The sequence below is a fragment of the uncultured Methylobacterium sp. genome, assembly GCF_964244095.1.
Lineage (GTDB): Bacteria > Pseudomonadota > Alphaproteobacteria > Rhizobiales > Beijerinckiaceae > Methylobacterium.
On the sequence record NZ_CAXTHR010000033.1, the window covers coordinates 1 to 21,802 of the forward strand.

Sequence of the window (21,802 nt, forward strand, 5' to 3'; positions counted from 1 at the left end):
ATCGAGGCGGTGGAGCTGCACGGCGCCCACGGCTACCTGCTGCACCAGTTCCTCTCGCCGCTGGCCAACCACCGCACCGACGCCTACGGCGGCAGCCTGGAGAACCGGATGCGCTTTCCGCTCGAGGTGTTTTCGGCGGTGCGGGACGTGGTGCCGGCCGGCCGGCCGGTGTGGATGCGTGTCTCGGCCACCGACTGGGTCGAGGACGGCTGGGACATCGACGAGACCGTGGAACTCGCGCAAGCCCTGAAGCGGGCGGGCGCGCCCGCGATCCACGTCTCGACCGGTGGCGTGTCGCCGAAGCAGGCGATCAGGCTCGGGCCGGGCTATCAGGTGCCCTACGCCGAGCGGATCAAGGCCGAGACGGGGCTTTCCACCATCGCCGTCGGCCTGATCACCGAGCCCGCCCAGGCCGAGGCGATCCTGACGGAGGGCCGGGCGGACGCGATCTCGCTCGCCCGCGCGATGCTCTACGACCCGCGCTGGCCCTGGCACGCGGCGGCCGAACTCGGCGCGACGGTGCGGGCGCCGAAGCAGTACTGGCGCTCGCAGCCGCGCGAATACAAGGACCTGTTCAAGGACCCGTCCTTCGGCCAACGCTGATCGTTCCGCCCCCCGGACCGACAGCCGCGCGTTCGCGCGAGGCCGCGCCCGCGGGCGCGGCCTCGAAGCACTCTGCCGGAAGACCGCGCCGGCACGGCGACCGAAGCCGGGCGCGCATGCCGGGGCCCTGTCGGCGTCGGGAAACTTTCGGCCGTCTCGACCCGTAGGCGCGGCGTCGAAAGCGTCGATCGCTGACGGGAGCCGGTGTCTTGGCCAAGCCGCATTTTCTGATCCGCCGCAGCCGGAGCGGCCGGTTCAACTTCACCCTCCTTGCCAGTCAGGGACGCATCACCGGCGTCGTCACGATCGCGACCGTCGGCCGGACGAAGGACGACATCGAGGGCGAGGCGCGCGAGAAGGTCCGGGCCCTGGCCGACGTGCTGGCCCACGCCGTCTGCTCCGACGACGGATCGATGCGGGATGCCGACCCGGACCCGCGCCAAGTCATGCGGGAGAGCTGCAACTGAGGAGGTCCTCCCCCGACCGCGCCGGCCCCTGCGGCAACCCGGCCATGCCGGCCTGCGCGAGGCAACGCGCCGAGGCCACGACCTCCGTTCAGGCCGCCCGGATGGCGGCGAGGAAGCCGTCGACCTCGTGCTTGACGGCCAGCGATTGGTTGGCGAGCTCGCCGGCCGCACGCAGGACCCGCTGGGCCGCGCTGCCGGTCTCGCCCGACGAGGCCAGCACATCGGCGACGTTCGACGACACGTCCTCGGTGCCGCGGGCGGCCTCCGAGGCGTTACGGGCGATCGCGTTGGTCGCCGCCGTCTGCCGCACCACCGTGGCGGCGATCGAGCCGGTGATGTCGTTGACCGACACGATCGTGCGACCGATCTGCCGGATCGCCGTCAGCGCCTCGGCGGAGGCCGTCTGGATCGCGGTGATCTGACCGGATATCTCTTCCGTCGCCTGTGCGGTCTGGCCGGCAAGCTCCTTGACCTCCGTGGCCACCACCGCAAATCCCCGCCCTGCCTCACCGGCCCGCGCGGCCTCGATCGTGGCGTTGAGCGCGAGCAGATTGGTCTGGCCGGCGATGTTCGAGATCATCGTCACGGCCTCGCCGATCTTCTCGGCGGCCTGGGCGAGGCGGCTCATGGAAGCGGTGGTCGCCTCGGCTTCGTGCGTGGCATCGCCGGCCACCGCGTTCGAACGCTGAACCTGCCGCTCGATCTCCTGGAACGAGGCGACCATCTCGTCGGCGGCCGAGGCCACGGTCCGCACGTTGACCGAGGCCTCCTCGGCGGCCGCGCGGGACGCCATGGCCTGTTGGCTGGTGTCGTCGGCCACCCCGGTCATCGAACGGGCCGTGGCATCGAGTTCGACGGCAGCCGAGGTCACGATCTCCAACACGCCGGCGATCTTGCCCTCGAAGCCCCGCACGAGCTGGTCGACGAGGTCGGCCCGACGCTGACGGACGGCATGCTCCAGCGTCCGGGCCTGTTCCAGTTCGTTGCGCGCGTTCAGATTTTTCGTGGCGTTCTCCGTCGCGACCTCCGAGACCTCCAAGGCCTGCACGATCCGGCGTGCCGCAAGGATCAACGCGATCGCCTCGACGACGAGGATCACCGCATGCAGGAGCACCCGCGAGAGGTCGGCGCCGTTCGGGAATATGGCGGCCGGATAGACGACGTTCAGCATCAGGTGATGCAGGGCGACGACCGCGGTTGCGACCAGTATGGACGACCAACATCCCCATCCGGCCGTGATCGCCAGAAACGCGAAGAACGCCATGTGCGTGTCGATCTGCCATTGCGTGCCCGACGCCGTGAAGACGAGAAGGCCGACAAGCGCCATCATCGCGGCCGACGACGTGTGACGGACCGTGATCGTCGCACCCTGACGCCACGCCAGCAGGAAGACGAGGCCGACGAGCGCCCCACCGATCCCGGCGGTGGCGAGCGGCATGGCACCCTGCCAGAAGGCCGTCGCGCAGACGACGCAATAGAGGAGCGCGAGCCCTCCCATCATCGCCGGCAGAAAGGCCCGGCGCAGCGTCTCAAGGCTGTGGTTGGTCGTCATGACCGTCGGTGTCCTTGAAAAGAAGGGCTTGCGACGGCCCGGGGCAGGCACGCCATCAAGGCGGAGGCGGCGACGACCAAAGTGGCACCGCTCCGATAGAGCCTCGTCACGAGATCAGGGTCCGATGCCTGCAGGACGACGACGTGTCCGTGCTGCGACATCCACAGGATACGCGCATCTGCCTGTGCTGCCGCTTGCGGGAACGGAGCCTCCGGCCTGAGCGTCAAGATGGCGATGGGCTCGCCCCGCCTTGGGGCGAGAGCCAACACCGCCGGTGCAACACCGCAAAACACCGTAAAGACGACAACGGCGAAGCTATGCGGCGTCAAGCCTGACCTTGAGACAAACGATGTGGACAAACTCTTTACTCTTCGGTTCAGTTTTTTAACATTCCTTATAGCACTGCAGGATAGGCAAATGTGTTTAACATTCCGTTAAAAGCGGTATTGGTCTTGTCGAGCTCAGGCCCTGACTCTTTCTCAGAGCAGGTCCCTGCCGTGTCGGAGGGTGCGCGTCTTATGCCGCCGCCCTTTGATCGCGACCGGCCAAAGGCGTCCGCCGCACGGGCTGCGACGCGCAGTCGCGTCCGGTCTCCGGCCGCAGGTCGAATGGTCAAAGGTCGACGTCAACGGCCGTTGGCATGAGAGCGTTTCGACTGAAGATCACGCGCTCGATGCTGCGGCGCGACGGCGTCTTCCAAGTCTCGATCGCCCCTCGTCGACGACCGACAGGACTACGTCAGACCAGTTTTGAGCCGTGGTCCGACAGGGGGTGCTTCCGGGCGCATGGTCATCCGAGTGCGAGGCTGCCGGCTCGGCTGCCCTTGTCGCGGGCCGCGCGAAAAAACCTACGCGGCGCGCCAGCGGAGCGCCGCACCGTTGCCGAAGGCGCGGCCGTAGAGGTGATTGTAGTCGGCGGCGGCAGCGTCCCAGCCGAAGGTCCGCGCCATCGCCGTCCGGCGCATGGCGTTGAGGCGCTTTTTCTGCGCGAAGGTGTCGAGCGCCCGGCGGACCGCGCCGGAAAACCCCTTCGGCGACGGATCGGCGAAGGTGAAGCCGGTGACGCCGTCCTCGACCGTGTCGGCCAGCCCCCCGGTGCGGCGGACGATCGGTAGGGAGCCGAATCGCTGGGCGTACATCTGCGCCAGCCCGCAGGGCTCGAAGCGCGAGGGCATCAGCAGGAAGTCGCTGCCGGCAAACATCCGGCGGGCGTCGCGCTCGGCAAAGCCCACGTGGACGCCGACCGAGTCCGGATGGCGGCGGGCGAGCCCGCGCAGCGCATCCTCGAACCGCGCCTCGCCCTGGCCGATGGCGACGAGTTGGCCGCCCTCGGCGACGATGGTCTCGGCCGCCTGGATCGAGAGGTCGATGCCCTTCTGGTGCACCAGGCGCGAGACGATGGCGAAGAGCGGCCCGCGCGACACGGCGAGCCCGAACTGCCGCCGCACCGATTCCGCGTTTGCGCGCTTGCCCTTCCAGTCGTCGGCCTCGAAGCGGGTGGCGAGATGCGGGTCGGTGCGCGGGTCCCAGCTCTCGTCGATGCCGTTGAGGATGCCGGCGAGCCGCCCTTGTGCCGCGCGGGTGCGCAGCAGCCCGTCGAGCCCGCATCCGGATTCCGGGGTCAGGATCTCGCGGGCGTAGGTCTCGCTCACCGTGGTGACGTGGGTTGCGTAGAACAACCCCGCCTTGAGGAAGGAGAGCTGCCCGTAGAACTCGACGCCGTTCATGTCGAAGGCGTCGTCGGGCATACCGAGGCGGCCCATGTGCTCGCGCGGGAACAGCCCCTGGTAGGCGAGGTTGTGGATGGTCAGCACGCTCGGCACGCGCACCCGCCGCCACGCGAGGTAGGCCGGCGCCAGCGCCGACTGCCAGTCGTTGAGGTGGAGGAGGTCGGCGCTCCAGGCCGGGTCGGCACCCTGCGCGATCTCGGCCGCGGCGAGGCTCAGGCGCGCGAAGCGCAGGTCGTTGTCGGAAAAGTCGCCGTCGCCGTCGCCGTAGGGCGTGCCGTCGCGCTCGTAGAGGTCGGCGCTGAGCAGCACGTAGACGCGCAGGCCGTCGCCGGTCTCGACGAGGCCGAGATCGCAGGGCGGGACGCCGGCGAAGCCTTCGAGCCGGCCGATGACGGGAATGCTCGGGAAAGCGGCGATCACCTGCCGGTAGCCGGGGATCAGCACCCGCACGTCATAGTGCCGCCGCAGGGCACGGGGGAGGGCGCCCGCGACCTCGCCGAGGCCGCCGGTCTTGACGAAATCCGCCATCTCCGGGGTGGCGTAGAGGATGCGCGGCTGAAGTGCGGTGCGAAGGTCGGGAAGCGCCCGGGACGCGATCGCAGGCGGTCGCCCGGACTGCACGGATGTCTCGACTGCGAGCGCGGGCTGCATCGTCGATGGCGTGCCGCCCGGTGCGGATCGGCCCTGGCGCACCGCGCTGTCCCCACCACTGATCGGCATCGTAAACGCCCTCGCGCTCCGCTGGCTCCGCTGCGACGCACAATTTAGGCCAGCAACAGCCTTAACTTTCCGTTGCCTGCATTGCACTGCGGCAAATGCGGCGGGGCCTTGCGCCGTCGCCCTCGCTGCAGAAGCAAGCCCTCGTCCGGCCCGATCACGCCGCGCTTCCACCAGACCGTGCCGGCCATGCCGCTCTCCCCGCAATCCCCAGGGTCAGGGTTGGCGGCCGGGGCGGAATTCAGGATGGCTTCAACCCGAGCGTGACAAACTCCGGTCGGGTTTGGATGTCAGCCTCGTGTTTGTGTCCGAAACGATACGGTGCCGAGGCACATCGCTTGCACGGGTCGCGTCATGACCAAGCGACGTCTCGACAAGACCAGTGAGCGGCCACAGGATCGACCACTGCGAAGCAAGGGTCGATCGACGCCGCAAGACGCGAGTGGCGCTCCCGAGACGCGATCACGCGCCGGCGCCGACGATGGGGGAATGCACGTGCTGAAGGATGGTCTTACTGCCACCGCGCCCGGGGACGAGCGGGCGGATGCCGTCGAGCGGGGTGCGGCCGCGCCGGTCCGCGGCCCGGCCGTGCGGGACCCGGCGCAGCCCGCCTCCGGCGATGCCGTCGCGGATCTCCGCGATGCGATCCGCGCGAAGCTCGCCTACGCGATCGGCAAGACGCCCGAGGCGGCGCGCGAGCGCGACTGGTTCGCCGCCACCGCGCTGGCGTTGCGCGACCGGATCGTCGACGCCGGCCACGCGGCCGACCCGTCCGTGCCGAACAAGCGGGTCTACTACCTCTCGCTCGAATTCCTGATCGGGCGGCTCCTGTCCGACGCGATGAACAACCTCGGCCTGGTCGAGACCACCCGGGCCGCCTTGGCGGGCCTCGGCGTCGACCTCGGAACGGTCGAGGGCGCCGAGCCCGACGCGGCGCTCGGCAACGGCGGCCTGGGGCGGCTCGCCGCCTGCTTCATGGAGAGCATGGCGAGCATCGGCATCCCGGCGATCGGCTACGGCATCCGCTACGACCACGGCCTGTTCCGCCAGTCCTTCGAGGACGGCTGGCAGCGTGAGGCCCCCGAAACCTGGCTCGCCGAGGGCAACCCGTGGGAGTTCGTCCGGCCCGACGCGACCTGCACGGTCGGCTTCGGTGGCCACGTGACCATGGCGGCGGTGGCCGACGGCGTGATCCGCCGGCACTGGCACCCGGCAGAGACGGTGCGGGCGGTGGCCCACGACGTGCCGGTCGTCGGCTGGCGCGGCAAGACCGTCAACACGCTCCGCCTGTGGAAGGCCGAGAGCGAGACCCCGGTCGACCTCGCGCAGTTCAACGGCGGCGACCACGTCGGCGCGGTCGCGAACCGGATGCGCGCCGAGGCGATCTCGCGGGTGCTCTACCCGAGCGATTCCTCGACGGCCGGCCAGGAACTGCGCCTGCGCCAGGAATACTTCTTCACCTCCGCCTCGCTGCAGGACCTCGTCCGGCGCCACGTGGCCGAGCGCGGCGACGTCCGCTCGCTCCATCACCACGCCGCGATCCAGTTGAACGACACCCACCCGGCCATCGCCGTGCCGGAACTGATGCGCATCCTTTTGGAGGACCACGGCCTCGTGTGGGAGGATGCGTGGCACGTCACCACCAACACCTTGAACTACACCAACCACACTCTCCTGCCCGAGGCGCTGGAAACCTGGCCGGTGGAGCTGATGGAGCGGCTGCTGCCGCGCCACATGCAGATCATCTACCTGATCAACTGGATGCACCTCGAAGAGCAGGGCCGGCACGGCCGACAAGGCGAGACGAATTTCGCCGCCCACCTCGCCTCGGTGTCGCTCATCGACGAGTCGCAGGGACGGCGGGTGCGGATGGGCCACCTCGCCTTCCACGGAGCGCGCCGCGTCAATGGCGTCTCGGCGCTGCACACCGACTTGATGCGCTCGACGGTGTTCCGCGACCTCCACGCGCTGGACGCTGAGAAGATCGTCAACAAGACCAACGGCATCACCTTCCGCCGCTGGCTGCACAACGCCAATCCGGAGCTGACCGCGCTCGCGGTCGAGGCGGTGGGCGCGGGCGTGCTCGACGAGCCCGGCCTGCTCCGCGGCCTCGACGCTTTTGCCGAGAAGCCGGATTTCGTCGGGCGCTACGCCGCGGTCCGCCAAGGGCGCAAGCAGGCGCTGGCGGCGATCATCGCGGAGCGCACCGGCATCGATGTCGATCCCGCCGCCCTGTTCGACGTGCAGATCAAGCGCATCCACGAATACAAGCGCCAGCTCCTCAACGTGGTCGAGACGGTGGCGCTCTATCAGGCGATCAAGGCCGAGCCGCACAAGGACTGGACGCCGCGGGTCAAGATCTTCGGCGGCAAGGCGGCGCCGAGCTACACCCAGGCCAAGCTGATCATCAAGCTCGCCTGCGACGTCGCCAAGGCCGTCAACGACGACCCGGAGGTCGCCGGCCGGCTGAAGGTCGTGTTCCTGCCGAACTACTCGGTGAGTCTCGCCGAGGCGATCATTCCGGCGGCCGACCTGTCCGAGCAGATCTCCACCGCCGGCATGGAGGCGTCGGGCACCGGCAACATGAAGCTCGCGCTCAACGGCGCGCTCACCGTGGGCACGCTCGACGGCGCCAACATCGAGATCCGCGACCATGTCGGGGCGGACAACATCTTCATCTTCGGCCTCGACGCCGCCGGCGTGCAGGCGCGAATGGGCGAGCCGAACTATGCGCGCGATGCGATCGCCGCCTCGCCGCGCCTGGCGGCCGCGCTCGACATGATCGCCTCGGGCCGGTTCTCGCCCGAGGAGCCGAACCGCTTCCGCCCGCTCACCGACGACCTACGCCACCGCGACCAGTACCTGCTCACCGTCGACTTCGACGACTACTGGCGCGCGCAACGCGAGATCGACACCGCCTGGAGGAACCCCGCCGGCTGGTGGGCCAAGGCGATCCGCAACACCGCCCGGATGGCATGGTTCTCCTCCGACCGGTCGATGCGGGAATACGCCGCCGAGATCTGGCGGGTGAAGGTGGGGTGAGGGCGTCGCGCGGGGTCCTGGGCGCGGTCCTGGGACGGTCGCGCGGCGCGTTCGTATCCGCGCTCGGCGCGCGCTACCCGTCGATCAGCACCGGGTAGCAGCGCGCGCCGACGGAGGCCGCCAGGACCTGGACGGCGCCGACCGTCGAGCTGTCCCCGGCGACGTGTACCACGTCGGTGGCGCGAAGCGACGGCAGGTGTGCGGTGAGCGGCCCCGGCCGCACGTCCGGCGGCCGCTGGCGGCTGCGGTCGGCGCTCAGCACGATGCGGCCGACGCCGGTGGCGCGCAGCCAGTCCAGGCTTTCGCGCATGTAGAGGTCGAGGGGATCGCGGGCGCCGACGATCAGGCACATCTCGCGCGCCGGCTCGATGTAGCGGGCCGCCCGCGCGATCGACCAGACCTGAGCGAAGCCGCAGCCGGCCGACACCAGGACGAGGCGCCCGCCGCCGGGGCGATACTGCGCCCGTCCGACGGGGCCGCGCACCTTCACGTCCGCATGGAGCGGCAGGGAATCGGCGAGCGACCAGCCGTCCTCGTCGCGGGCGAGGTGGAACACCAGTTCGTTCAGCTCCGCCGCGCCATCGACGCGCAAGGTCGGGCAGAGTGTGCGCAGGCCGACCCCGTCGAGCGCGAGCGCGACCTGTGCCCCGGGGCCGAGCGCGAGGTCCCGGTTCACCGTGACGACGACCTCGATCACGTGCGCCGTGAGCGAGCGCACGTGCGTGACCGTGCCGGTGCGCACCGCGACGGCCGGCGCGGGCTCGTCCGCATCCGCGAGGATGGGGGGAGCTGACGATAGCGGCAGCCTGAGCGGATCGGCGCGCTCGCGGGGCGCCTGGACCCGGCGCGCGCCGGGGCCGGCACCCTGGCCCGGAACCGCCGCCCCGTGCATGGCCTGGGCCGGCGCGATCATCCCGTCGGCGAGCGCCGCTTCGAGCGGCGTGTCGCCGGTGGAGATGCGCACGGACTTGCCGTTGACGACGAGCGAGCAGCGCGCGCTCATGGTCGTCTCCCGAATGGCATGAGGATGGATCGCGGTCAGCGCGCGGAGAGCACGCGATCGGCCATGCCGGCCCGACGCGCGCGGGTCGCCCCCGCCTCCGGCCCGAGGGCCTCCGGCTCGGGCTCCTGCCCGATCCGGGCGCGGAGCGCGGCGGATTCCGCCCGCTCTGCCATGAGGACCGCCTTCATCAGCGCCATCTCGGCCTGGAGGCGCCCGATGATATCGCCGTCCTCGGGCTCGTCTCTGGACGCGCCGTCGGCAAGGTCGTCACAGGCCGATGCGGACGGCGCGGCCTCGAACGCGGCGTCGGGCACCAGGACCTCCGGCGCCGCGGGGGTCGGCTCGGCACGCACGGCCGTGCGGGGCGGGTCGAGCCGGATCGGGCGCGCGATGAGCCGGCGCACGATATCGGAGCCGCCCGTCTCGCGAAAACGCCTCACCGCCTCGACCATCACCGTTCTCCGACCACCGCGGCGGTGCGCGAAGCCCCCGCCATCCCTCCACGGAACCTTGCGCGGGCATGGTTAAGGGAGGCTTAAGTGGCGGCCGGCGCCGGCCTTTCGCCCGGAGCGGACGCGAGGATCGACCGTTCGATCCGAACCGGGAACGCGGGCCGTGCGAGCAAGCGATCGGAACGGTGGGGCAGGTACCCCGCGGAGCGACGCGGATCAGGCGGCTTCCGGCGCCGCCCCGACGAGTTGGCGGGCCTGGAGCATCGTCATCGGCTCGCCGAAGGCGTAGCCCTGGGCGTAGTCGCAGCCGAGTTCGGCCAGCGCCTGCGCATCGGCCTCGGATTCGGCACCCTCGGCGACGATGGCGAGGTTCAACTCGTTGGCCATCCGCACGATCGAGCGCAGGATCGCGGTCTTGCCCGACGCCATCTGGCGGACGAAGGACTGGTCGATCTTGATCGTGTCGAACGGGAACCGCTGGAGGTAGGAGAGCGCCGAGTAGCCGGTGCCGAAATCGTCGAGCGAGAGGCCGGCGCCGAGGTCGTGGATGCGGGTCAGCATCTGGGCGGCGTATTCCGGGTTTTCCATCACCAGGCTCTCGGCCAGTTCCAGCTTGAGCGAGCCCGGCAGCACGCCGGAGCGGGCGAGCACCGTCTTCACGTCGTGCAGCAGGTCGTGGCGCAGCAACTGGCGGGACGACACGTTGACCGAGGCGAAGATCGGCGGATCGACCTCCAGCGACCGCTGCCACGCCGCGAGTTCGAGCGCCGTGCGCTCCAGTGCGAAGATGCCGAGGTTGACCACGAAGCCGCTCTCCTCGGCCACCGGCATGAAGGTCGCGGGCGGGATGCGCCCGAGCTTCGGGTGGTCCCAGCGCAGGACCGCCTCGAAGCCAGCCACCGTGCGGTCCTCCAGCCGGACCACCGGCTGGAACAGCACCTTCATCTCGTTGCGCTCGAGCGAGCGGCGCAGGTCGCTCTCCAGCATCAGGCGGTCGGACCGCTCGGCCCGCATGTCGGCGCGGAACACCTCGATGCGGTCGCCCCCAGTGCGCTTGGCCTGGACCATCGCGGTCTCGGCGTTCTTGAACACCACGTCGCGCTTCAGGCTCGCGCCGGCCTCGTGCAGCGCCAGACCGATCGAGACGGTCAGGAAGATCTCGCGGTCGGCATAGGTAATCGGCGTCGCGACGGCGCGCCGGATCATCTCGGCAAACGACAGGATGCGGTCGGACTCGCGCTCGGAGACGAGGATCACCGCGAACTCGTCGCCGGCCACCCGCGCCAGGGTGTCCTGCGGGCGCAGCAGCCGCCCGAGGCGGCGCGACAGGGTCAGCAGGATCGAGTCGCCGGCGGACAGGCCGATCGCGTCGTTGATGCCCTTGAACCGGTCGATGTCGAGGACGATCACCGTCGGCTTGAGCCGCGGGTCCTGGCTCGCGAAGGCGATCGCCGCGTCGAGCCGGTCGCCGAACAGCTCGCGGTTGGGCAGGCCGGTGAGGCTGTCGTGCACGGCGTCGTGCAGCAGGCGCTCCTCGGCGGTCTTCACCTCCGTCACGTCGGCGATGGTGCCGACGATGCGGATCACCTCGCCGTCCGAGCCGATCACCGGGCGTGCTTTCAGCCGGTACCAATAATAGGCCCCGCCGGAGGTGCGCAGGCGAAAGTCGTGGACGATGCGGCCGCGCCGCTCCTCGATCACCGTGTCGAGCGCCGCCGCGTAGCGCCCGATGTCGAAGGGATGCAGCAGCCCGAGCCAGTTCGTGGCCGGCCCTTCGAGGGTGCCGCGCTTGAGCCCGAGCTGCACCTCGATCTCCTGGCCGGCGAAGACCCGGTCGGCCGGCACGTCCCAGTCGAACACCACATCGCCGGCGCCGGTCAGCGCGAGCGCGCGGCGCTCGGTGTCGGAGACGAGGGAATGGGTGAGGCCGCCACCGGCGAACGCGTGCTGCATCACGGTGAAGCCGATCAGCATGACGATGAGCACGAGGCCGCCGATCAGCGCCGGCTGCGTCAGCTCGCTGCCGATCTGGCCGGTCACCGCGAAGCCCGCGGCGGTGACCCAGACGACGAGCAGCGTCCAGGTGGGAACGAGCAGGATGGCGCGGTCGTAGCCGTTATGCGCGGCCAGATACGCGATCAGCAGCAGGCCGACGCCCGCCACCGCGGCGATCGAGATGCGCGCCACGCCCGCCGCCACCGGAGGATCGAACAGCGCGAGCCCGACGAGGCCCGCGAGGAAGGTCAGCCAGAAGAAGGCGACGTGGCTGTAGCGCACGTGCCAGCGCGAGAGGTTGAGGTAGGCGAACAGGAACACGAGCAGCGTCGCCGCGAGCACCGCCTCGGCGGATGCCCGGTAGACCCGCTCGGCGAGTTCGGTGACCGGGAAGACCCGCTGCAGGAAGCCGAAATCGATGCAGGCATAGGCGAGCACCGACCACGCCAGCGCCGCGGCCGCGGGAAAGATGATCGCGCCCTTGACCACGAAGACGATCGTCAGGAACAGCGCCAGCAACCCGCTGATGCCGATGATGATGCCCTTGTAGAGGGTGAGCCCCGCGGCCTTCTTGCGGTAGCCGTCCTGGTCCCAGAGGTGGACCTGCGGGATGTTGGGGCCGCGCAGCTCGGCGACGTAGGTGATTGTCGTGCCGGGATCGAGGGTGATGACGAACTGGTCGGCCTCCGGGTTCTCGTCGCGCTCGGGCCGGATGCCCTGGCTCGCGGTGATCGCGGCGATGCGCGAGCCGCCCAGATCCGGCCAGACCACGCCGGAATCGACCAGGCGGAAATGCGGGGCCACGAGGATGCGGTCGATCTGCTCGTCGGTGTCGTTGGTGAGCGCGAACACCATCCAGTCGGGGCGCGCGCCGGCATCGCGCGCCTTCACGACGATGCGGCGGACGATGCCGTCCTTGCCCGGCGCGGTGGAGATCTGGATCAGGTCGCCGTCGGAGCGATAGCGTTCGATCGCGCCGGTCAGGTCGATCACCGGGGCGTCCAGGGTGACGCGGACCGCCTCCACGGCTCGTGCCGGGCCGCCCGAAAGGCAGGCTCCGGCCAGGATCAGGAGGAGGACGAGGAGACGCAAGGGGCTGACCGTTCCGGCCGTGGGTGCTCGGGCTTTCGGCCGCTCCGGCGGCCTCGACCGGTGGCGGCGGCCCCACCCCGGAGCAAGGCCGGGCCGGGCGGGGTCCGCGCCCCGCGGATCGTCCTCCTTTGCGGCCAAATCAAGTTGGCCGCAAAGGAGGGCCGCGGTGGCGTACCTCAGCGGCGCTCCGGGACGACCCACAGGCCGCCGCGCGGATGCAGGCTGATGCCGCCGAAGGGCGACACCGGCACGTCGGGGACCGGCCGGAAGCGGTATCGGCGCGCGAGCGCGGCCACGAGGATCAGCATCTGCATCGACGCGAAATGCGAGCCGCTGCACATGCCCGGCCCGACGCTGAACGGGATGTGGGCGAAGCGCGGCCGGTCGCGGCTTCGCGCCTCGGTGAAGCGGTCCGGGTCGAAGGTCTCCGGGTCGCTCCACAGCTTGCGGTGCCGGTGCACGATCCACGGCGCGACGATGACGATGGCGCCGCGCGGGATCGTGCGGCCGCAGATCGTGTCGCGCCTGCGCGCCTGCCGCGGCACGATCGGGATCGGCGGATAGAGCCGCATCACCTCGTCGAGGACGCGGCGGGTGTAGACGAGCCCGCGCAGATGGTCGGGCGCGATCGGCGCGGCGCCGAGCACCGCGTCGAGTTCGGCATGCACGCGCGCCTCGACCTCCGGGTGCAGGCCGAGCAGGTACCAGATCCAGGTGAGCGCGCGGATGGTGGCCTCGCCCGCCCCCATCAGGGCGGAGGCCTCGTCGCGCAGCTCGTCCAGCGGCAGCCGCTGGCCGGTCTCCCGGTCGGTGGCCCGCGCGAGGCGCCAGAGCAGGTCCTGCGGCCCGGCATAGCCCTCCGCCATGCGCTCCGCGATGAGGCCGCGCAGCGCCGCGCGCAGCGCCTGCCGCTCCGGCGATTGCCGCGCGGGGCTGAGCCGGTCCCGGAGCCAGGCCGGCATCGGCATCAGGTCGAGGGCCTTCGGCTTGCGCGGCACCTTCGCGAGCCAGGCCAGGATCGGCAGGCCGCGGGGATCGCCGCCCGTGACCATCCGGTTGAGCAGGTCCATCCAGATGCGCGAGACCTGGGCTTCGATGTTCATCGGCGCCCCGACCTGTCCGGAGAGCGCCTCGGCCTGCGCCTCGGCGGCGGCGGCGAGGCCCGGCGCGTCGGGCGCGAGGGCGCGGCGGTCCAGGGTCGGCGCCGCGATGCGCCGGTGCCGCCACCAGATCGGCCCGGCGGTCGCCAGCGTGCCGGTGCCCATCTCGGGCTCGTAGAGGCGGCGGATGAGGGGCAGGCGCGGGTAGTCGTCGAAGCGGTCCACGAGCACGTGGCGGATGCCGGCCGGGTCGCTCACGTAGGCGAGGGTGGCGATCCCGTAGCGGCGCACCACCACGAGTTCGTCGAAGAGTTCCTCGTCGAAGATGCCGACCGTGTCGCTGGCCGCCGTCCTCAGCAGTCGCAGCGGCGGCAGCGGGCGCTGCGGCCGCGGCGGCACGGCGAGCAGCGGCGGCGGCACGGCCGAGGCGGGGGATGCACCGGTCACGACGGACGGCTCAGGCGAGGGGTTCGACGGATCGGGCTCAGGCCGCCCGCAAACCGGCGGCGATGTGCGCGAGCGGCGGCAGCTTGCGGATCGGGCCGATGGCGGCCAGCGTCGGCGCGCCGAGGAGCACCCCGCGGCCCGCCGCGCGCACGTCCTCGACGGTGACGGCGTCGACCTTGGCGATCACCTCGCCGGCCGGGATCACCCGGCCCCAGGCGAGGATCTGGCGGGCGTTGCGCTCGATGCGCCCGCCGGGGGTCTCGAGCGCCGAGAGCAGCGAGACCTTGAGCTGCGCCTTCGCGCGGGCGACCTCGACCGCGTCGAGGTCGCGGGCCGCGCGCGCGGTGGCGGCCAGCGTCACCTCGACGAGTTCGGGCAGGTCCGCGCCCGACGTGCCGGCGCCGATGCCGAACAGGCCGCAATCGGAGAACGGCCAGTGGAACGCCTGGATCTCGTAGGCGAGCCCGCGGGTCTCGCGCACCTCCTGCCACAGGCGCGAGGTCAGGCCGCCGCCGAGCACCTGCGCGAACAGGTGCAGGGCGTAGTAGCCGTCGTCGCGGAACGACAGGCCGGGCAGACCGAGCACGAGGTTGGCCTGTTCGAGCTTCCTCGGCATGCGCCGCTCACCGCCGCCATAGGTGCCGGGGACCGTCTCGGGCGCCGCGCCCTTCGGCATCGCGCCGAAATGGCGGTCCGCCGCGGCGACGAACGCCTCGTGCGCGACGGCGCCGGCAGCCGCGACCACGATGCGGTCGGTAGTGTATTCGCGGGCGAGGTAGGCGCGGATGCCGGCCTCGTCGAAGCTGCGGATCGTCTCGGGCCGCCCGATGATCGGCCGGCCGACCGGCTGGTCGGGAAACGCCGCCTCGGTGAAGGCGTCGTAGACCACGTCGTCCGGCGTGTCCTCGATGGCCGCGTATTCCTGAAGGATCACGCCCTTCTCGCGGGCGAGTTCGCCGGCGTCGAACACCGAATCGGTGAGGATGTCGCCAAGCACGTCAAGCGCCGTGCCGACGTCCTCGCCGAGCACGCGGGCGGTGTAGCTCGTGCCCTCGGCCGAGGTCGCGGCGTTGATCTCGCCGCCGAGGTTCTCGATGTCCTCGGCGATGGCCCGCGCCGAGCGCGTGCGCGTGCCCTTGAACGCCATGTGCTCGATGAGGTGGCTGAGCCCGCTCTCCTCGGCGCGCTCGTGGCGCGAGCCGGCGCCGACCCAGACGCCGAGCGTCGCGGTGGCGACCCCCGGCATCGCCTCGGTGGCGACGGTGACGCCGTTGTCGAGGGTGGTGATGCGCAGGCCCGGCGAGGCGGCGTGCGTGGCGAAATGCCGGTTCATGCGACTCTCGTGATGCGGGCGCGGTCGCGGATCAGGCGCTCGACCGCCGCCTGGTCGTTGGCGACCCGCGTCATGCGCTCGGGCCGGTCCATCAGGTCGGCGAGATGGGGGGGGAGGACGGGGCGCAGGCCGCCGGTGGCGCGGCTCACCGCATCGGGGAACTTCGCCGGATGGGCGGTTGCGAGCGCCACGACCGGCGTCGCCGGATCCTGCTTCAGCAGGCGGCGGGCGGCGCGGACGCCGATGGCGCTGTGGGGATCGAGCACCATGCCGGTGGTCGCGTGCGTCCTGGCGATCTCGTCCATCACGTCCGGCTCGGAGACGGCGGTGGCGTCGAACTCCGCGCGGACCTTGGCGAGGACCGCAGGCTCGAGGGTGAAGCCGCCGGACTGCTTCAGGCCGGCCATCAGCCGGCCGAGGGACGACGCATCCCGACCGAGCGCCTCGAACAGCAGCCGCTCGAAGTTCGACGAGATCTGGATGTCCATCGAGGGCGAGGTCGTCGCCGCGACGCCGCGCAGTTCGTAGGCGCCGTGCTCCAGGGTGCGCGCAAGGATGTCGTTGGCGTTGGTGCCGATCATCAGCCGCTTGATCGGCAGGCCCATGCGCTTGGCGACCCAGCCGGCGAGCACGTCGCCGAAATTGCCGGTGGGCACCGCGAACGAGACCGCGCGGTGCGGGGCGCCGAGGGCGACCGCGCTCGTGAAGTAGTACACCGCCTGCGCCGCCACGCGCGCCCAGTTGATCGAGTTGACGCCCGAGAGCCGCACCGCATCGGCGAAGTCGCCGTGCTGGAACATCGCCTTCACCAGGTTCTGGCAATCGTCGAAGTTGCCGTCGAGCGCCAGGGCATGGACGTTGGGCGCGTCGACCGAGGTCATCTGCCGGCGCTGCACCTCCGAGACCCGGCCGTAGGGGAACAGGATGAACACGTCGACCCGGTCCAGCCCGCCGAACGCCTCGACGGCGGCGCTGCCGGTGTCGCCCGAGGTGGCGCCGACGATGGTGGCGCGGGCGCCGCGGGCGCGCAGGACATGGTCCATCAGCCGGCCGAGGAGCTGCATCGCCACGTCCTTGAACGCGAGCGTCGGGCCGTGGAAGAGCTCCAGCAGGAACAGGTTGTCGTCGAGCTGGGAGAGCGGGCAGATCGCCGGGTGGCGGAAGGCGGCGTAGGCCGCCTCGATCATCGCGTCGAGGTCGGCATCCGCGATCTCGCCGTCGATGAGCGGGCGCAGCACCAGCTTGGCGGCGTCGGCGTAGCGCCTGCCGGACAGCCCCGCGATCTCGGACTTCGCGATCGTCGGCCAGCTCTCCGGCACGTAGAGCCCGCCGTCGCGGGCGAGCCCCGCGAGCAGGGCATCGGAGAACGAGAGCGGCGCGGCGGAACCGCGGGTCGAGACGTGCAGCACAGGGGCCTCCGGGGACGGCGCTCCCTCTACACGATGCGGCCGGGTGTGTCGAAATGCGATCGGTGCGGCGACCGCTCAAGGGTTCCGGCGCGGCTCGCATCGCGGCTTCGATATCCGCACCGGATTTCCGCATGGAAAAAACACAGCCGTACCAACAGGGTCGGCATGGTGCATATATCTTGATTTATGCACGACCGCCGCAGTTGGAATGCCGCCCTAACGCATCTTACATACATGCCTGCCCTATAGCGTAGCTTGTATTTATGAGATGCGAATATGCGCCCATCTGACGTCGATGCAGCTATCCGAGACAAAATAGCTCCAGATGCAAACGATCTAGTGGGAGTGTTGGCTTTCGGCGTATACAAAATTCAGCAAATAAAAATTATTCAAGCTCATGAGCAGAACGATAAAGAGCAATTGTCGGATGAAAAATATGAGTTAATAACCTTGGTATGCGCAAAAGACGAAAATATAGAAATACTAAGAAATCAGGCAGAAGAAATCCTCGCGCGGTTCGCTTATGAAATTCTAAATGGTCAGCCAGTTAAAAGAGCGAAAGTTATTAATCAAAATATCTGGGATGCTCTGCATTTGAAGCCTGGGATATTTGGAGTCTCAATTGATCTCAAGTTACTCTACAAAGCAGCGTCACGACTTTTGCGTAAATCTGATTAATTGACAGATAAATTGGTGCGATCAGCTTTAACGTTGTGAAATTCTGATTTTCTCGCCGGCACCAACTTGCAAACCCTAGCAAGCGTCCAGCGCACCTCGTACAGCAAAGCGGTAGCCTAAATGTATGGCGCACGATAGGTCGTATCGGATTGATCAAATAAACACTGAACTGCCAAGCTTTGCCGCCCGCCGTTGCATCAAATAGCGTTGTTGGTAGTATCTCATCCTTCACAAGAGGGGGGACATAAAATGTTGCGATTTTCGTCCGGTAGCAGGAATATAATCTACAAATATGTATTTAGCTTTGCGCTATTGCTAACGTATTGGATTATAGGAACGTCGGCTTCTGTTGCACAAGAGAAATGTTTTTCGGACGCTAAGACTGAAATTATCCGATGGATTGACGAGAATGATAAGGAATTGATTTCTTATGCAGAACAGATGGAAAATGTTCAAAAGGAAGGCAAGAATCCTGCTGATATTTGGATCAAATACAATGGCGTAGATATGCCTTTAAACGTCGTATATCAGTTGGTTAGTGCAAAATACGGGAAGGCATCACGAGCCGCAGTGGAGCAATCTGTCGAGAAGTCACGGTCTTGCGCAAAAGATGTACAACTTCCCCGTGCCGCTTACGGCGTAGCACGAGAATATTTTGGACTGACAACTGTTTTGCCAGAAGCTGCCACAAGATTTGACTTTGCAGAAATAAAAGCCGGAAACATATTTGGAGGCTCTGACGCGTTGGTTCCAAAAGGTCTTGAAGATGCTAGAAAAGTAACAGAAAAGGCTTTCGAAGATACTTAAAAGGGTACTGGTAAAGGCTTGGAAGATGCGCGGAGGGCAACAGGAAAAGCGGTAAACGATACGATAAGAGCTGCCGACCCTCGTAATTGGAAATCTTAATTCAACATGAGGGCTGCGGGCCTGCTAAATAAATCAGGCACCAGTTCCATAATGCACATTATCCGCTTTGGACAATGCAGATTCTCGCTCTATAGAATGTCCTTGTGCAGCCGAGAAAATTTACATGACAAAGGATCAAAAGCGCCTTGTCGCTGATGCCTACGACCGCATGGCCGCTGACTACCTGTCGAAATACGAAATTTCGACCGTTCGCCAAAAGTGGCTCCAGAGCCTCATTGATGGCTTTCCTAGCAGCCCCGCAAAAGTGCTTGATCTCGGCTGCGGGGCAGGAGTGCCCGTAGCCCGCTCGCTTGCGGAGCTGGGGCATACCGTTATCGGAGTAGATTATTCGATAGAGCAAATTACCAGAGCCCGCGCCAACGTTCCTGAAGCGCAATTCATACAGGCCGACATGTCTGAGATCGACTTTGAGGCTGGGCGCTTCGATGCAGTGGGGGCTTTTTACTCGATCACTCACATTCCTGCCCAAGAGCAGGGGCTCTTATTTCAACGCGTAGCGGGCTGGCTAAAAACAGAAGGGGTATTTGTTGCAAGCCTAGGAACTGGCGCAAGCGGAGAGTGGGTTGGAGAATGGTTAGGTCAGCCTATGTTCTTCGGCCATAACAGTGAAGACGTAAGCTTAGAACTTTTAGATCGGGCGGGGCTGCTTGTCGAGGAATCCGCCGTCGAACAGCAAGATAATGAAGACGCCAAATTCTTATGGGTTAAAGCTATCAAGCGATAGGTTTCGCCCCAATCAAAGCCGTAACGCCCTGTGTGCGATCCATCCATGCCGCCGCAACAGGGCTGCGCCAACTGATGATGTCGTGAATCCGCGCATACTCGACGGCGATATCACGCGTGAAAATCGGTTCGTGATGGGCGATGCGGTTCCGAAGCTTCCTCACATGCCACAAGGCGTCATAGGCTTCCGCCCGCAAGACAGGGATGGGCTTCACCGGATCAACAGCGGGAAAAGCCGTCCGCATGTGTGGAATCCATAGGCGCGCATCCTGCCCCGCCGAAAATATCTTTTCCCAGAACGCGAATTTTAGCTCTGCCACCACCTTGCCCGCCGTGGGCATGCGTCCAGCTACATCCCGCAAATCCTGCTCGGCGTTATAGCCCCGCCGTGTTCGGGGGAGGCTGCGGATAAACCCGTTCGACCAAGGCTAGTTGGCACCGTGAACGGCCTCGATCACCTCGACAACACCGTTACGGGCGGCAACCTCGCAGACCTGCAAGGGAACGATGAAAGCTGACGAAACCAGCAAATTCCAACGATAGAGCTGCAAGGCTGCATCGCGGTCATTCCCCATCGCCTGCAAATAGGTAGCGAAGCGCGGTGCAGAGATGACATGCGGCAGTTCCCGCAATTCGTCGGCTGTGAACGGCACTGTAAGCGGCTCGATGTGATGGGGTCGTACAGTCAACCGACTGTTGACTAGAAGGGGTGATCGTACCTATATCTGCAATCAATGGCTTTGAGAAACGCGGGCGAAAGCCCCCCCTCATCGTCGATGGATATGGGAAAGCCCGCCAGCAATGGCGGGTTTTTTCGTACCTACGACCGTAATGATACTTATGCGCTGCTCCCTGCCGCCCGCACCAGCCGGCAGCCGGTGATGCGCCATTGCCCGTCCTCGCCGCGCTCCAGGCTGTACTCGGCGGTCCAGTCGACGCCGTCCTCGTCCTGGATCGCCACGTCCTGCGACAGCCCGGCCTCGCCCACATCGCGGGCCTGCCCGAACACGAAGGTGCGGTGGCGGTAGACCGGGCGGTAGCTGTTGCGGACCATGCCGAGGAACACGTCGGGCGACGGGAACATGCCCTGGATCGCCGGGGCGGCCTGCGCGTAGGCGGCGGCCGCGTCGTCGCGTCCGAGCGCGTCCGCCTGCCGGGTGATCGCCGCGCGCGCCGCCGCGCGGGCGCCCTCGTCGGCGGCGCGGGCGGGCGTGAGGGCCAGGGCGAGGACGAGGACCGGCCATGCGCGCATCGGGTCGCTCCGCGATCGAACGTGGCGAGTGTACGCCGCACCGCGAAAGCCGCAAGCCCGTGCGCTCAGGCGTCGCGCGCGGGCTCCGTCTCGTGCAGACGCTTCCAGGCGAACACCGCGAACACGCCGAGCAGGCAGGCGGCGATGCCGAACCACGTGAACGCGTATTGCAGGTGGTTGTTCGGCAGGTCGACGCGCAACTGCCCGCCGCGCGGCCAGGTCTTCCCGCCGGGCGCCGCGTCCGCCTCGATTAGGTAGGGCGCCGCATCGGGGAACCCGCGCGCGGCGCCGATCCCCGGCACGTCGCGGGTGAACCACTCGTTGCGCACCGGGTCGGGCGCGGGCACGAACAGGGTCCGCACCTCGCTGGCGCGCATCAGGCCGACGACCGTCGTCTCGCCCTCCACGAGGCCGTCGCGGCGGTCGCCTTGCGCCTTGAGCTCCGTCGGCACGAAGCCGCGGTTGACCAGCACCACGGCGCCGTCGTCGCGCCGGAACGGGGTGATGACGTAGTAGCCCTGCAACGCGCGGCCCGGGGTCTCGCCGGCCGCTAAGCCGTGGACCAGGGTCTCGCGGTCGTTGAGGAAGCGGCCCGTCACGCGGACATGCTCGAACTCGTCGCGGGCCGGGTTCCAGTCGGCCGGCGGCGCGACGGGGTCCGCCTTCGAGCGCGAGACGATCCGGGCGATCAGCGCCTCCTTCTCGCCCTTGCGCGCGAGCTGCCACCCCCCGAGGCCGAGCAGGATCGCGAGCGCCAGCAGCGCCGAGAGGCCGGGGGCGATCAGGTCGCGGAACGCGCCGGGGCGCACGTTCGGGGCGGCGTCCGCCGTGCTCACGGCTCGAAGCGCCCCTGCTCGGCCTTGTTGCTGTACTGGAGCGCGAGCAGCATGCCCTTCAGTGGCCGCACCAGGAGCAGGCTCAAGCCCACGGAGAGCGAGCCGGCCACGAGCGCGTGCACCCACATCGGCGGCTCGTAGGTGATCTCCATCCACAGGGCGAGGCCGACGACCACGAGCCCGACGATCGACATCACGAAGAACGCCGGCCCGTCGCCGGACTCGAAGCTGGAATAATCGAGCCCGCACGCCTCGCAGGCCGGGCGCACCGTGAGGAACCCCCGGAAGATGTGGCCCTCGCCGCAGCGCGGGCAGCGGCCGCGCAGGCCCGTCGGGATGGGCGGTGGCGTTTCGGTCCGGTCCAAGCTCTTGCTCCTCACGCGGCGGCACAGCCCCGCAGCCGCGGACGACGCGCCCGCCTCAAGCAGATATGGGCATCCGAACA

The 21,802-nt window shown here is 68.2% G+C and carries 18 protein-coding genes and 1 pseudogene; 6 read left to right on the forward strand and 13 right to left on the reverse strand.

Translation table 11 applies throughout. The features are described from left to right. Positions 1-603 (forward strand): tRNA-dihydrouridine synthase (locus ACFE86_RS07610; RefSeq protein ID WP_375454728.1); only part of this gene is annotated, 603 nt, incomplete at its 5' end. 209 nt (positions 604-812) lie between these two features. After that, positions 813-1,070, forward strand: coding sequence for a hypothetical protein (locus ACFE86_RS07615; RefSeq protein ID WP_375454729.1), 258 nt, complete (start codon positions 813-815; stop codon positions 1,068-1,070). Between the two features lie 88 nt (positions 1,071-1,158). Here ACFE86_RS07615 and ACFE86_RS07620 read toward each other — a convergent pair. After that, positions 1,159-2,070, reverse strand: a pseudogene (locus ACFE86_RS07620) (methyl-accepting chemotaxis protein); the annotation flags it as partial. A gap of 1,399 nt (positions 2,071-3,469) precedes the next feature. Then, complete coding sequence (gene glgA / locus ACFE86_RS07625; protein ID WP_375454730.1) at positions 3,470-5,071, reverse strand: glycogen synthase GlgA; 1,602 nt, start codon at positions 5,069-5,071, stop codon at positions 3,470-3,472. A 486-nt stretch (positions 5,072-5,557) separates the two neighbouring features. On the opposite strand from glgA, the gene ACFE86_RS07630 reads away from it, so the two are divergent. Next, positions 5,558-8,110 carry a glycogen/starch/alpha-glucan phosphorylase gene (locus tag ACFE86_RS07630; RefSeq protein WP_375454731.1) on the forward strand — a complete coding sequence of 851 codons (2,553 nt, stop codon included), beginning with the start codon at positions 5,558-5,560 and terminating at the stop codon, positions 8,108-8,110. A 73-nt stretch (positions 8,111-8,183) separates the two neighbouring features. Here ACFE86_RS07630 and ACFE86_RS07635 read toward each other — a convergent pair whose 3' ends face one another. The 6 genes from ACFE86_RS07635 to thrC all read right to left on the reverse strand — a co-directional run bounded on the left by ACFE86_RS07635 (position 8,184) and on the right by thrC (position 16,941). Then, positions 8,184-9,113 carry a ferredoxin--NAD(+) reductase gene (locus ACFE86_RS07635; protein WP_375454732.1) on the reverse strand — a complete coding sequence of 310 codons (930 nt, stop codon included), beginning with the start codon at positions 9,111-9,113 and terminating at the stop codon, positions 8,184-8,186. A 35-nt stretch (positions 9,114-9,148) separates the two neighbouring features. Next, complete coding sequence (locus ACFE86_RS07640) at positions 9,149-9,565, reverse strand: hypothetical protein (RefSeq protein ID WP_375454733.1); 417 nt, start codon at positions 9,563-9,565, stop codon at positions 9,149-9,151. A 216-nt stretch (positions 9,566-9,781) separates the two neighbouring features. Continuing rightward, on the reverse strand, positions 9,782-12,652 hold the full coding sequence (locus ACFE86_RS07645; RefSeq protein WP_375454734.1) for an EAL domain-containing protein: 2,871 nt from the start codon (positions 12,650-12,652) through the stop codon (positions 9,782-9,784). Between the two features lie 176 nt (positions 12,653-12,828). Then, the gene (locus ACFE86_RS07650; RefSeq protein WP_375454735.1) at positions 12,829-14,199 is read right to left on the reverse strand and encodes a cytochrome P450; all 1,371 of its coding nucleotides are present in this window, start codon (positions 14,197-14,199) and stop codon (positions 12,829-12,831) included. 37 nt (positions 14,200-14,236) lie between these two features. After that, positions 14,237-15,532, reverse strand: a complete 1,296-nt coding sequence (locus ACFE86_RS07655) for a M16 family metallopeptidase (protein ID WP_375454736.1) — start codon at positions 15,530-15,532, stop codon at positions 14,237-14,239. Then, the gene (thrC, locus tag ACFE86_RS07660) at positions 15,529-16,941 is read right to left on the reverse strand and encodes a threonine synthase (protein ID WP_375454737.1); all 1,413 of its coding nucleotides are present in this window, start codon (positions 16,939-16,941) and stop codon (positions 15,529-15,531) included. The genes ACFE86_RS07655 and thrC overlap by 4 nt, the downstream gene beginning before the upstream one ends. 276 nt (positions 16,942-17,217) lie before the next feature. Between thrC and ACFE86_RS07665 the strand changes: the two genes are divergently transcribed. From ACFE86_RS07665 to ACFE86_RS07675, 3 genes are all read left to right on the forward strand, one after another. Next, on the forward strand, positions 17,218-17,619 hold the full coding sequence (locus tag ACFE86_RS07665) for a hypothetical protein (RefSeq protein WP_375454738.1): 402 nt from the start codon (positions 17,218-17,220) through the stop codon (positions 17,617-17,619). Positions 17,620-17,868: 249 nt separating this feature from the next. Beyond that, a complete protein-coding gene (locus tag ACFE86_RS07670; RefSeq protein WP_375454739.1) occupies positions 17,869-18,426 on the forward strand; it encodes a hypothetical protein in 558 nt (185 codons plus the stop codon). A 223-nt stretch (positions 18,427-18,649) separates the two neighbouring features. After that, positions 18,650-19,270: a class I SAM-dependent methyltransferase gene (locus ACFE86_RS07675; protein ID WP_375454740.1), complete on the forward strand. Its 621-nt coding sequence runs from the start codon at positions 18,650-18,652 to the stop codon at positions 19,268-19,270. Here the strand turns inward: ACFE86_RS07675 and ACFE86_RS07680 are convergent. The 5 genes from ACFE86_RS07680 to ACFE86_RS07700 all read right to left on the reverse strand — a co-directional run bounded on the left by ACFE86_RS07680 (position 19,260) and on the right by ACFE86_RS07700 (position 21,722). Then, positions 19,260-19,610 carry a hypothetical protein gene (locus tag ACFE86_RS07680; protein WP_375454741.1) on the reverse strand — a complete coding sequence of 117 codons (351 nt, stop codon included), beginning with the start codon at positions 19,608-19,610 and terminating at the stop codon, positions 19,260-19,262. The two genes, ACFE86_RS07675 and ACFE86_RS07680, sit on opposite strands and share 11 nt — an antisense overlap. A gap of 87 nt (positions 19,611-19,697) precedes the next feature. Then, positions 19,698-19,922 carry a hypothetical protein gene (locus ACFE86_RS07685; protein ID WP_375454742.1) on the reverse strand — a complete coding sequence of 75 codons (225 nt, stop codon included), beginning with the start codon at positions 19,920-19,922 and terminating at the stop codon, positions 19,698-19,700. A 185-nt stretch (positions 19,923-20,107) separates the two neighbouring features. Beyond that, positions 20,108-20,521 carry a DUF4864 domain-containing protein gene (locus ACFE86_RS07690; RefSeq protein WP_375454743.1) on the reverse strand — a complete coding sequence of 138 codons (414 nt, stop codon included), beginning with the start codon at positions 20,519-20,521 and terminating at the stop codon, positions 20,108-20,110. 65 nt (positions 20,522-20,586) lie between these two features. After that, complete coding sequence (locus ACFE86_RS07695; protein WP_375454744.1) at positions 20,587-21,357, reverse strand: SURF1 family protein; 771 nt, start codon at positions 21,355-21,357, stop codon at positions 20,587-20,589. Continuing rightward, complete coding sequence (locus ACFE86_RS07700; RefSeq protein WP_375454745.1) at positions 21,354-21,722, reverse strand: DUF983 domain-containing protein; 369 nt, start codon at positions 21,720-21,722, stop codon at positions 21,354-21,356. The genes ACFE86_RS07695 and ACFE86_RS07700 overlap by 4 nt, the downstream gene beginning before the upstream one ends. Between the last annotated feature and the right edge of the window lie 80 nt (positions 21,723-21,802).

Excerpts from the sequence above, each read along its gene's own strand:
- ACFE86_RS07690 (WP_375454743.1), bottom strand. The coding sequence starts at position 20,521 with ATGCGCGCATGGCCGGTCCTCGTCCTCGCCCTGGCCCTCACGCCCGCC.
- ACFE86_RS07680 (WP_375454741.1), bottom strand. The coding sequence starts at position 19,610 with ATGCCCACGGCGGGCAAGGTGGTGGCAGAGCTAAAATTCGCGTTCTGG.
- ACFE86_RS07640 (WP_375454733.1), bottom strand. The coding sequence starts at position 9,565 with ATGGTCGAGGCGGTGAGGCGTTTTCGCGAGACGGGCGGCTCCGATATC.
- ACFE86_RS07635 (WP_375454732.1), bottom strand. The coding sequence starts at position 9,113 with ATGAGCGCGCGCTGCTCGCTCGTCGTCAACGGCAAGTCCGTGCGCATC.
- ACFE86_RS07665 (WP_375454738.1), top strand. The coding sequence starts at position 17,218 with ATGCGCCCATCTGACGTCGATGCAGCTATCCGAGACAAAATAGCTCCA.
- ACFE86_RS07675 (WP_375454740.1), top strand. The coding sequence starts at position 18,650 with ATGACAAAGGATCAAAAGCGCCTTGTCGCTGATGCCTACGACCGCATG.
- ACFE86_RS07670 (WP_375454739.1), top strand. The coding sequence starts at position 17,869 with ATGTTGCGATTTTCGTCCGGTAGCAGGAATATAATCTACAAATATGTA.
- ACFE86_RS07655 (WP_375454736.1), bottom strand. The coding sequence starts at position 15,532 with ATGAACCGGCATTTCGCCACGCACGCCGCCTCGCCGGGCCTGCGCATC.
- glgA (WP_375454730.1), bottom strand. The coding sequence starts at position 5,071 with ATGCCGATCAGTGGTGGGGACAGCGCGGTGCGCCAGGGCCGATCCGCA.
- ACFE86_RS07630 (WP_375454731.1), top strand. The coding sequence starts at position 5,558 with ATGCACGTGCTGAAGGATGGTCTTACTGCCACCGCGCCCGGGGACGAG.